Source organism: Thioalkalivibrio sp., assembly GCF_007692535.1.
Classification (GTDB): Bacteria; Pseudomonadota; Gammaproteobacteria; order Ectothiorhodospirales; family Ectothiorhodospiraceae; genus Thioalkalivibrio.
On sequence record NZ_REBW01000112.1, the window covers coordinates 22535 to 34128 of the forward strand.

General features: G+C 66.5%; 10 protein-coding genes. All 10 read right to left on the reverse strand.

The genetic code is table 11. The features are described 5' to 3' along the window. Nucleotides 1-98: 98 nt before the first annotated feature. Nucleotides 99-1385: a bifunctional tetrahydrofolate synthase/dihydrofolate synthase gene (gene folC / locus EA346_RS05135; protein WP_296756325.1), complete on the reverse strand. Its 1287-nt coding sequence runs from the start codon at nucleotides 1383-1385 to the stop codon at nucleotides 99-101. Between the two features lie 107 nt (nucleotides 1386-1492). Continuing rightward, on the reverse strand, nucleotides 1493-2458 hold the full coding sequence (accD, locus tag EA346_RS05140; RefSeq protein WP_296756327.1) for an acetyl-CoA carboxylase, carboxyltransferase subunit beta: 966 nt from the start codon (nucleotides 2456-2458) through the stop codon (nucleotides 1493-1495). A 34-nt stretch (nucleotides 2459-2492) separates the two neighbouring features. Continuing rightward, a complete protein-coding gene (gene trpA, locus EA346_RS05145) occupies nucleotides 2493-3326 on the reverse strand; it encodes a tryptophan synthase subunit alpha (protein ID WP_296756329.1) in 834 nt (277 codons plus the stop codon). Then, complete coding sequence (trpB, locus tag EA346_RS05150) at nucleotides 3323-4534, reverse strand: tryptophan synthase subunit beta (protein ID WP_296756347.1); 1212 nt, start codon at nucleotides 4532-4534, stop codon at nucleotides 3323-3325. Before trpB ends, trpA begins: the two co-directional genes overlap by 4 nt. 1 nt (nucleotide 4535) lies before the next feature. After that, a complete protein-coding gene (locus EA346_RS05155) occupies nucleotides 4536-5162 on the reverse strand; it encodes a phosphoribosylanthranilate isomerase (RefSeq protein ID WP_296756330.1) in 627 nt (208 codons plus the stop codon). A gap of 51 nt (nucleotides 5163-5213) precedes the next feature. Further along, on the reverse strand, nucleotides 5214-6068 hold the full coding sequence (truA, locus tag EA346_RS05160; protein WP_296756332.1) for a tRNA pseudouridine(38-40) synthase TruA: 855 nt from the start codon (nucleotides 6066-6068) through the stop codon (nucleotides 5214-5216). A 13-nt stretch (nucleotides 6069-6081) separates the two neighbouring features. Continuing rightward, nucleotides 6082-6744, reverse strand: a complete 663-nt coding sequence (locus EA346_RS05165) for a hypothetical protein (protein WP_296756333.1) — start codon at nucleotides 6742-6744, stop codon at nucleotides 6082-6084. A gap of 112 nt (nucleotides 6745-6856) precedes the next feature. Beyond that, entirely contained in the window at nucleotides 6857-9229 is a 2373-nt protein-coding gene (locus tag EA346_RS05170) for a FimV/HubP family polar landmark protein (RefSeq protein WP_296756335.1), read from the reverse strand. A 125-nt stretch (nucleotides 9230-9354) separates the two neighbouring features. Then, nucleotides 9355-10380 (reverse strand): aspartate-semialdehyde dehydrogenase, encoded by a 1026-nt coding sequence (locus EA346_RS05175; RefSeq protein WP_296756337.1) that lies wholly within the window; start codon nucleotides 10378-10380, stop codon nucleotides 9355-9357. Nucleotides 10381-10410: 30 nt separating this feature from the next. Continuing rightward, a complete protein-coding gene (leuB, locus tag EA346_RS05180; protein WP_296756339.1) occupies nucleotides 10411-11481 on the reverse strand; it encodes a 3-isopropylmalate dehydrogenase in 1071 nt (356 codons plus the stop codon). Nucleotides 11482-11594: the final 113 nt, after the last annotated feature.

Sequence of the window (11594 nt, forward strand, 5' to 3'; positions counted from 1 at the left end):
CATTCGGCGCCCGACAGCCTATGCCGCCGGAGGGAGAGAGTATAACGATCCATCGAGAGTTTTTCCGCGCAGGCCCATGCAGGGAACACGGCGCCAGGCTAGACCCTCTTCACACCCGCGGGCTGCAGCCGCTCCAGGATCGCCTGCACGGTCAAGAAGGAACCGAAGACCACGACGCGCCCGGTCGGCCCGGCATGCTCCACGGCCATGGCCATCGCAGCCCCCGGTTCGTCCGCAAGGATGACGCGGCTCCCCGGCAAGGCGCCCAGTTCCCGCGCGAGTTCGTTCGCGGCCAATGCACGCCGCGACGGGATGGGCACCGGCAGCCAGACATCGATCTCCGGGTCCAGCGCCGCAAACATGGGGCCGCGTTCCTTGTCGGCCATCACCGCCACGATCGCCACCACGGGTCCCGGCACGGGGTGCCGAGCAAGCCAACCTGCGAGTTCCCGTGCCGACTGGGGATTGTGGGCCACATCCAGGAGCCACTCCGGCGTACCGGGAACGCGTTGCAGGCGCCCGGGCGGGGTGGCGCCGAGACCGATCTGGAGCACCTCCCCGCTCAGGCGACCCTCAAGGCGAAGCAGATGGAGGACCGCAAGCGCCGTCGCCGCGTTCTGCCCCCGGGCGCCGGACAATGCCGCGGTCAGGTCGGGATCGAGTCGCAGTTCCCTGGAACTGCCCGCCCAGGACCAGCGTCCCCCGGCCACCGAGGCATCGAACAGGAAGTCCTGACCGAAGCGGGCCAGGGGCACGCCCAGCCTCCGCGCCTCGCGCAGAACCGAAGCCGGGGGTCCCGCATCCCCCAGCACCGCCGGCAGCCCCGGCCGCAGAATACCCGCCTTCTCCCAGCCGATCCGTTCCCGGTCGTTGCCCAACCAGGCCTGGTGATCGAGATCGACGCTGGTGATCACGGCGACATCGGGGTCCCAGACATTCACGGCGTCCAGGCGCCCGCCCAGACCAACCTCCAGCACCTGGAAATCCACCCCGCTCTCCCGAAACAGCCAGACAGCGGCCAGAGTGCCGAACTCGAAATAGGTCAGGGAATGGGGACCGCGCGCGGCATCCGCAGCGGCAAAGGCCCGGCAGAGATCGTCGTCAGAGACCGGCTCGCCGTCGATGGATACCCGTTCGTTGTAGCGCAGCAGATGGGGAGACGTATAGAGCCCGACCCGGAATCCCAAGGCCCGCAAAAGGGCAGCGACCACCGTGGCGACCGTCCCCTTGCCGTTGGTCCCGGCGACGGTGATGGTCGTCGGGACCTGGGTACGCAGCTGCAGGGCATCGGCGACCGCGGCCACGCGCTCAAGCCCCAGGTCGATCGCCTTGGGGTGCAGGGTCTCCTGCCAGTCGAGCCACTGCTGCAGCGTCTGGAAGCGCATCGGGGACGTGTTCGAGGCCGTCACTCGGTCACGCAACCGGTTTCGGATCCGCAGTCAATCCGGCCAGCGTCGGGCGCCAGTCGACCGCTGGGTCCTGTCATGCGCGCTCAGCCCGGGTTCCTGGTATCGCCGGGAACGTGGATCTCGCCGTGGAATGGCCCGCCTCCGTGCTCTCCGGAGGGCGCGGAGGTGGACGGGTCATGGATGGCGGTGGCAGGTGAGATGTGATGGGTCAACAGCGCCAGCAGCGAGGCGAGCCGCGCCCGCATCTCGCGGCGGTCGATGATCAGGTCGATCGCGCCGTGCTCGAGCAGGAATTCCGCCCGCTGGAACCCCTCCGGCAAGGTCTCGCGTACGGTCTGCTGGATGACCCGCGGCCCTGCGAAACCGATCAGCGCCTTGGGCTCGGCGGCGTTGATGTCGCCGAGCATGGCCAGGCTGGCCGAGACGCCGCCCATGGTCGGATCGGTCATCACGGACACGAACGGCACACGCTCCTCGCGCAGGCGCGCCAAAGCGGCACTGGTCTTGGCCATCTGCATCAGCGAGAACAGGGCCTCCTGCATGCGCGCCCCGCCACTGGCGGAGAAACAGACCAGGGGAATACGCTCCTTCAGTGCCCGCTCCGCGCCCCGGACGAAGCGCTCGCCGACGGCGGAGCCCATGGATCCGCCCATGAAAAAAAAGTCGAAGGCGGCCGCAACGATGGGGGACCCCTCCAATTCGCCGCGCATCACCAGCAGCGCATCCTTTTCGCCCGTGGCCTTCTGGGCCGCCGCAAGCCGATCCTTGTACTTCTTGCTGTCCCGGAATTTAAGGACATCGGAGGCCTCGACCCCGGAACCGATCTCCTCGCGTGGACCCTCGTCGAGGAAGATTTCCAGGCGCCGGCGCGCGCCGATGCGGCGGTGATACCCGCACTTCGGACACACGTCCAGGTTCCGCTCCAGTTCCGGCCGATACAGCGTCGCATCGCAACCCACGCAACGCACCCACAGGCCCTCGGGCACCGTACGCTTGGTGGCGTTATCGGTACGGATCCGCGAGGGCATCAACTTCTCGAACCAGCTCATGCGTCAGTCCTGTCTTGGGTGCGCCATCCTGTGCTCAGACCGGAGCCGGGGCCTCGGCCATGCGCGCATCGTCCATTGCCGTGCGCATCTCGCGAACGAGGGCCGAAGCCGCCGCACGGAACTGATCGGGCGCTTCCGGAAACTGCTCGACCAGGCGGACGATCGCGCTACCCACCACCACGGCATCGGCCACCCTGGCCACCTGCGCCGCAGTCTGCGCATCACGGATGCCAAAGCCCACGCCCAGCGGCAGCTCGGTCAGTGCGCGGATGCTACTCAGCCGGGCGCCCAACTCGGCCGGGTCCAGGGCCTGCGATCCCGTCACACCTTTCAGGGAGACATAATAAATAAATCCACGCGCGGCGGCCGTGACATGCTCCAGGCGCCGGCTGGATGTGGTCGGCGCCACCAGAAAGATCGGATCGATGGCCACCCGGGCGAGCACGCCGGTCAGCTCGTCGCTCTCCTCCGGGGGCAGGTCGACCACCAGCACGCCGTCCACCCCGGCCGCACCCGCGGCCTCCGCAAAGGTCTCGGCACCCATGCGTTCCACCGGATTCAGATAGCCCATCAGAATGACGGGAGTCTCGCGGTCCCGCTCCCGGAAGGCAGCCACCATGGCAAGCACGTCGCGCAGGCTGGTGCCATGCGCCAGGGCCCGCTCGCAGGCCAGCTGGATCACCGGACCGTCGGCCATCGGGTCGGAAAACGGTACGCCGAGTTCTAGGAGGTCGGCGCCGGCAGCCACCAGGTCGTGCATCAACGCCACGGTCACTCCGGGGGCGGGATCACCGGCGGTCACGTAGGGGATCAGCGCCGCACGGCCACTGGCGCGGGTCTCGGCAAAACGTTTCGCGATCCGGCTCACAACTCGATCCCCTCGAGACGGGCGATGGTATTCAGGTCCTTGTCGCCGCGCCCGGACAGATTGATGATCACACTCTGGTCCGTGCGCATGCGCGGCGCCAGGTCGAGCACGTGGGCAACGGCATGGCTGGTCTCCAACGCGGGAATGATACCCTCGGTGCGGGTCATCCGGTGAAAGGCCCGCAGCGCCATGTCGTCGGTCACCGAGACATAGCTCACACGCCCGATGTCCTTCAGCCAGGAATGTTCCGGCCCCACACCGGGATAGTCGAGCCCTGCCGAGATGGAGTGCGTCTCGATGATCTGGCCGTTGTCGTCTTCCATCAGGTAGGTCCGGTTGCCGTGCAGCACTCCCGGACGCCCTGCGCACAGTGGCGCCGAGTGCCGACCGGTGGCGACGCCGTCACCGCCCGCCTCGACCCCGATCATAGCCACAGACTCGTCCGCAAGGAAGGGATGGAACAGGCCGATGGCATTGGAACCGCCGCCGACGCAGGCCACCAGGGCATCCGGCAGGCGTCCCGTCATCTCCAGATGCTGGGCGCGCGCCTCGCGGCCGATCACCGACTGGAAGTCTCGGACCATCGCCGGATAGGGATGCGGCCCCGCCACCGTACCAATGATGTAGAAGGTGTCATCGACGTTGGCCACCCAATCCCGCATGGCCTCGTTCAGTGCGTCCTTCAAGGTCCGCGAACCCGATTTGACCGCCACCACGTCGGCTCCCAGCAGGCGCATCCGATAGACATTCTGGGACTGGCGCTGGATGTCCTCCGCGCCCATGAATACGACGCATTCGAGACCGAGACGGGCGGCCACCGTGGCCGTTGCGACCCCGTGCTGCCCGGCCCCGGTCTCGGCGATGATGCGGGTCTTGCCCAGCCGCTTCGCCAGCAGTGCCTGGCCGATGGTGTTGTTCACCTTGTGCGCGCCAGTATGGTTCAGGTCCTCGCGCTTCAGGTAGACCTGCGCGCCGCCGAGTTCCCGCGAAAGGCGCTCGGCGTGATAGAGCGGACTCGGCCTGCCGACGAAGTTCTGGAGGTCCGCATCCAGCTCGGCCAGAAACTCCGGATCCTTCATGTATTTTTCATAGACCGCCTGGAGTTCGTCCAGCGCGCCCATCAGGGTCTCGGCCACGAACCGACCGCCGTACGGTCCGAAGTGCCCGCGCGCATCCGGAAACGCCGCCCACTCGACTGCCTGCTTCATCTCACTCACGTTCCACCTGCCTCACCGACTCAACGAAGTCCCGGACCAACCGGGGATCCTTTTGCCCGGGCGTGGACTCCACGCCCGAACTGACATCCACGCCATAAGGGCATGCTAGCGCCAGCGCCTGCCTGACATTGCGCGCATCCAGCCCACCGGCCAACAGCCATGGGCGCTCCAGGGGGCCCGGAATGCTGCGCCAGTCGAAGGCCTGGCCCGACCCCCCCATCTTGCCGTCTGCGTGGCTGTCGAGCAGAAAACCCCGTGCCTGCGGATGGGCATCCATCTCCGGCCGGGGGTCACGCCCGCCCCCCATCGCAATGGCCTTCAGGTACGGCAGCCCGAAGCCCGCGCAGAAAGCTGCGGTCTCCGCGCCATGAAACTGCAGAAAGTCCAGCCGACACCGATCCAGGACCGTTTCGACCTCTCCGACCGCGGGGTCGACGAAAAGCCCGACGGTGGCGACGAAGGGCGGCAGTGCGGCAGCGATTGCAGCAGCCTGCTCGATGCCAACGGCCCGGCGACTTCGCGCGTAGAAGACCAGCCCGATGGCATCGGCGCCGGCTCTCGCGGCGGTCAGTGCCTGACCCGCGTCGGTCAGGCCACAGATCTTGATTCGATAGCGCATGATAACCGGCGAGGTTACCAGAACAAGCCGGCGCGGGTCGGCGGCCAGCGCTCAGGACCCACCGGCCGGAACCATCCCATCCGGTCCGGGCCTGGCTGGCACGATGGGCCACACGGGCTGCTGCGCCGCCTGGGGTAGCGAGAAGACCGGATCATAATCCACACCGACCAGATACAGGCCGCCGGCAGGGGCGGTGATTCCCGACGCCCTTCGATCGCGGCTTTCCAGCACTTCCCTGACCCAATCGGCTCCACGCTTTCCCTGGCCGATGGGTATCAGCACGCCGGCGATGTTGCGCACCATGTGATGCAGGAAGGCATTGGCATGGACGTCGAGCACGACGTGACGCCCCTGCCGGCTGACGCTGATCGAATGGATGGTCTTTACCGACGACTTGGCCTGGCAGGCCACTGCACGGAGGCTGGCGAAATCGTGCCGGCCCACCAGCGTCTGCGCCGCATCGTGCATTCGCTGTGCATCCAGCGGATAGCGCCACCAGGCCAGTCCACTGGCCTGAATCGCCGGTCGTACGGCCTGGTTGGCGATCACATAGCGGTACCGCCGGGCCTGTGCCGAGAAGCGCGCGTGGAAGCTGCGGGACACGGGGCGCGCCCAGAGTAATGCCACGGATTGCGGCAGGCGCGCGTTGGCGCCCAGGAGCCAGTTGCGTTCCTCCCGAACGGCCATTGTGTCGAAGTGGATGACCTGGCCCACAGCGTGAACGCCGGCGTCGGTACGCCCGGCGCAATGCAGGTCCACGGCGTGTCCGGCGACGAAGCCGAGAGCCTGCTCGACCGCCGCCTGCACGCTGGGACCATCCTTCTGCCGCTGCCAGCCGACGAAACCACTGCCGTCGTATTCCACCCCCAGGGCCCAGCGCTGGGTGTGTACCGAGGCGTTCGACATCAGGACGCCCCCTTCATCCGGCGACCCGGATCGCCAGCGCCACCAGAACAGCGATCCAAAGCAGCGCGACCTGCCAGGAAAGTTCTCCCGCGGCGTCCTGGGATTTCCCCGTTCCGGTCTCTCCCGGCATGGCCTGACGACCCGCGGGAGCCGCACCGGCCAGCGCGCCTTCAAGGCCGCTGATCAAAAACTCCCGGCCCGCCTTCAGGCGACCCCGGCGGGAACCACGGATCCGCTCCCGGAACTCGAGATAGTCGGCGCGTTGCGCCTCGAAGTAATCGAGCGCCAAAAACAGCCGATTTGCGAAGACCTCGCCGCGCAGACCCAGTGGCCGCAACAAGGACAACCAACGCGCCAACCCCTGGATCTGGGCATTGCGATCGAAAACGCCGGTAAGCCAGGCCACCCAACAGACGATCAGCACCAGTGCCGCGATACGCATCGCGGCCTCGCTCAGCCCTTCTGGGGAAGGAAGAAGGCGCTCCCAGCCCCAAGGTCCGGCACCCGGGTACCACCAACCGAAGAAGAACAACAGGGAGAGGAAAAACCACTTGAGACGCCAGGCCAGGGCAAGGCCCCGGCGAAGCGGACAGGCACCGGTCAAGGTGAGTATCCCGAGTGCCAGAAAACCGGGCACCAGCGCGGGTGCCATCGGATTCACCAAGACGGACGACATCAACACGATCCCTGCCACCGCGAGGCTCGCCAAACCGTCAATGGAGATCAGCGTGGTGATCCGCAATGGCCTGCGCGGCGAGCGCTCCCGGGCGACTTTTGCCCAGATCCGCTCAGTCCGCGGTGTCCCCGATCTGCTTCCGGAGCTGCTCCGCTTTGGCGGCCTGTTCAGCGGTCGCGCTGGGCATGACCTCATCGAGCAGCGCGAGCGCCCCCTCGGGATCCCCCATTTCGACAAAAGCCTCCGCCAGGCTGAGCTTCATCCCGTTTTCCGAGGTGTCACTGTCGCCAGCTCCCTGAAGCCCGCCAGACGAACCGGTTGCGTCCGCTGTCTCGAAATCCGGGAGTTCCAGCATGGGCAAATCGTCCTGTTCTGCGCCGCCCGCAGGTTCGCCCGCTTCAGAAGCCTCCAGAATCGCCCCCCGCTCCCCTCCGTCATCGAGGTCGTCGAGGTCGAAACGGAGAAGGTTTGCATCGTCCTGGCCTGTTTCGACTGTTCCCGACCCGGCCGCATCGCCGCCGGCCGGTGGCTCAGGCGCCTCGAAGACCTCGAACTCGAGCGAGTTTGTTCCGGTACCCGTCCCGTCGCCGGACGCGGAGACCTCCGCCTCGGCAGCGGCGATACGCTCGCGCAGTTCGTCGTCCCCCGGACCCAGCCGTTCGCGCAGCACAGCCGCATTGCTACGCACCGCTTCACCGTCATCGCTGGCCGCATAGGCCTCGATCAGACGCATGCGGTACTCGGGATGGTCCCGGCCGTCCCTGATCGCGGTCTCCAATGCGGAAATCGCCTGTTCGTTCATGCCGTAGGCCAGATAGAGGTCGACATCGGCCAGGAGGTCGTCTTCCCCGCTCTCACCGACGTCGATGTCGCCTGACGGCTTTGCGGTCGCCGACTCTCGGTTCTTCGTTGCCGCGCCGGCTACTGTGGCCGCACTGGCTGCGGCAGCCGACATCCCGGCGCCTGCGGCCCCGGCACCGCCAGGGGTGCCGGGTGCGGCTCCGCCAGTCCGGTTCGCGTCGGCCGCTTCACCGGCCGGATCGGCCACTCCACGGGCCGGTTCGGCCGCACGGGCCACGGGCGCCGCCACCGGAGGTTCCGGTTCCCGGCGCGCGGGCATGGGCTCCGTGACCGCCGCCTGACTGCGAAGGGGACGGAACAGAGACACCAGGAGCAGAAGGAACAACAGAACCGAGGTCGCCGCCAGCAAGAGCAGAAGAGGATCGGCGAGAATCCTCTCGTGCATGGCCATGGCGGAAGTGCCGCCGGGAGAGCCGCCTTCGCGCTGCTGCTGAAGCTCCCGCATGCGCTGCTCCAGTTGCGCAAGCTCCGCATTCACGACACTGATCATCTGGTCGCGTTCGGTCAACTCGGAGCGCAGCGAGATCAACTCCTCCCGCAATTCGCTCACCGCGGTCTGCTGGGACAGCAGCGCCTCCTCCATGACCTGGGCGCTCGCGCCATCGCTTGCACCCAGCCCGTGATCCAAGTCGCCCAGAATCTCCAGCCGGTCCGTGCTCGCAAGCTCCGGATCGTCCAAAACGGTTGCGGCAGCCTCATCCTCGCGATCGTCTGAGGGGGCTGCCGGTTCGGGTTCTTCTGCTGTGGAGGCTGGATCGGGTTCGGTTTCGGGAGCTGCATCTTCGGGAGGGGCCGTTTCCGCAGGGGCTGTTTCCGGAGATGCTGCCTCAGCCACTTGCGTCGGGGTTGGCGGTGGAGATCGTGGCGCCGTTCGGTCCCGCCACTCGGCGGTCTGTCGCTGGATTTCCTCCCGCGCCGCCTGAGAACTGAGGCGCGCCAACTGCTCCTCACTTGGCATGGCCAACTGCGCCCCGGCCAGCAGCTGGTTCACGTTACCCCCCATGAAGGCCCGCGGATTCGCCTCCAGGATTGCGAGCATCGCCTGTTCCGCAGTGACGTCCGCATACCCTTGGCGCCGCACGATGGCCCCGAGGCTGTCACCGGGACGAACCGTATACGTTCCCGCCATGGGCCGGGGCCCGAACTCGGTGCGCGCGGTCGGGGCCGGCGCCGGGCTGGGCCGTGGCGCAGGCTCCGCGGATCGGCTGATCACCGGCGCAACGCTGCGCTCCGGCGCAAAGGCCACCGGCGGGTCCAAAAGGATCGTGTATTCCCGCAGTACCCGCCCGGCGCCCCATCGTGCCTCGAGCAGTAGGCCAACGTAGGGCTCACGCACGGGCCTCTGGGTGGTCAGCCGGACGATGCGGCTGGTGCCCGTGCCTTCCAACTCGATGGCGAGATCGGCGGGCACCGCCCCACGGGTCAGGCCGGCTCGCCGATAAGCGTCCTCCGATGCAAGCCGGATTTCCAGGCGGTCGTCGGTCAGCGCGCTTCCCTGGACCCTGATCTGCGCCTGCAGCGGCTGATTGAGGTAGGAACGAACCTCGATCTCGCCAAAGCTGACACTCGCCATCGCGGGTGCGCTCAACATGATCAAGAGCAAAAACGGGATGATTCTGTGCACGCTTACCCCCTCTCGCGACAAACCGAGGCTACGGACCCAGGTCGAAGACACCGTCCGCAGCACCCCCTCTGGCAGTCTACGAACCCCCTAAAGATTAACAGAGATTTACGTGCATGTGACCCAAATCACAAATATTCCCCGGCAAGGACCTCGGCAATCTGAATGGTGTTCAGCGCGGCCCCCTTGCGCACGTTGTCGGACACCACCCAGAGGTTCAAACCGCGCGGATGCGATATGTCCTCGCGGATGCGGCCGACGAAAACGCCGTCGCGCCCGCTGCTCTCGGTCACGGCAGTCGGATAACCGCCCGGCTCCCGCTTGTCCAGCACCGTCACACCCGGCGCGCTCGAGAGCAGCTCGCGTGCCGCTTCCGCGCTGATCTTCTCCCGCGTCTCGATGTGCACCGCCTCGGAATGGCCGTAGAACACCGGCACACGCACCGTGGTCGGATTCACCATGATCGTTTCGTCGCCGAAGATCTTCCGGGTCTCCCAGACCATCTTCATTTCTTCCTTCGTGTAACCGTTGTCCATGAAGGCGTCGATATGCGGCAGCACGTTGAATGCGATCTGCTTCGGATAGACCTTGCACTCCACCGGCTTGCCGTTCAGCAGGGCCGCGGTCTGGTGGGCCAGTTCCTCGATCGCGTCCTTGCCGGTGCCGGACACGGCCTGGTACGTCGCGACATTGATGCGCTCGATGCCAACGGCGTCATAGATGGGCTTCAGCGCCACCAGCATCTGAATGGTCGAGCAGTTCGGGTTGGCGATGATTCCCCGCTGGGTGTACTGCGCGATTGCCTGAGGGTTGACCTCGGGCACCACCAGGGGAATATCGTCGTCGTAGCGGAACTGGGAGGTGTTGTCGACGACCACGCAGCCGGCGGCCGCGGCCTTCGGAGCGTATTGCGCCGAAACGGACGCGCCGGGGGAAAACAGACCGATCTGCACCTTCGCGAAGTCGAAGTCCGCGAGATCCTCGACCACCAGTTCGCGGTTGCCGAAGGCCACTGTCTTGCCCGCTGAGCGCTCGCTGGCCAGGGCGTAGACCTTGCCCACGGGAAACTTCCGCTGCGCCAGGATCGACAGCATCGTCTCGCCCACGGCTCCGGTGGCACCCACGACCGCAACGTCAAACGTTTTTGCATTCATTACATTACCGCCATTTTATGAACTATTGTGTCAATTCAGGGCCGCGACCAGCGCATCGCCCATCGCCTTGCCTCCGACCAGCGTGCAGCCCTCGGACTGGATATCTGCCGTGCGCAATCCCTGGTCGAGAACCCGCCCGACCGCCGCCTCGATCCGGCGCGCGCCTTCCTCCTGCCCGAGGCTGTGCCGGAGCATCATCGCAACGGACAGCACGGTGGCGATCGGATTGGCCTTGTCCTGCCCAGCGATGTCCGGAGCCGAGCCGTGAATCGGCTCGTACAGGCCGGCGCCGGTCGCATTCATCGACGCGGACGGGAGCATGCCGATCGACCCGGTAAGCATCGCGGCGGCATCGGAGAGGATGTCCCCGAAGATGTTTCCGGTCACCATCACATCGAACTGCTTGGGCGCCCGCACCAGCTGCATCGCCGCATTGTCCACGTACATGTGGGAGAGCTCTACCTCGGGGTATTCCTCGCCGACGCGGATGACCACCTCGCGCCACAGCTCCGAGACCTCCAGCACGTTCGCCTTGTCCACCGAACACAGACGGCGATCGCGCTTCATGGCCGCCTCGAAGCCTACACGGGCGATCCTCTCGATTTCGGATTCGCTGTACACGGCCGTGTTGAAACCCACGCGTTCGCCGTCGCGCAGCTCGATGCCGCGCGGATGCCCGAAATAAATGTCGCCGGTCAACTCGCGCACGATCAGCAGATCCAGCCCCGCGACCACCTCGGGCCGCAGCGTGGAGGCCGATGCGAGTTGCGGATACAGAATCGCCGGGCGCAGGTTCGCGAACAGTCCAAGGTCGGAACGAATGCCGAGCAGCCCGCGCTCCGGCCGCAGCTCGCGCTCCAGGGCTTCATACTGCGGTCCACCCACGGCACCCAGCAGGATGGCATCCGCCTCGCGCGCCATCACCCGCGTCGCCTCGGGATAGGGGTGGCCCACCGCGTCGTAGGCGGCCCCGCCGATCAGGCCCTCGTCGATCTCGAGATCCATTCCCTCCAACTCGGCCACTCGGTCCAGGACCTTCAAGGCCTCGTTGACAATCTCCGGGCCGATCCCATCGCCCGGCAACACCAGAATCCGTTGCACCCAGTCTTCTCCTCGTTTCCACGCAAACCCATTCGCATGAGGCTGCGAACCCGACTGTCCGCCGGCGGGTGTCGGCAGCAGGGATGCTGCCGTCAAGCCTACAGGGATGTATT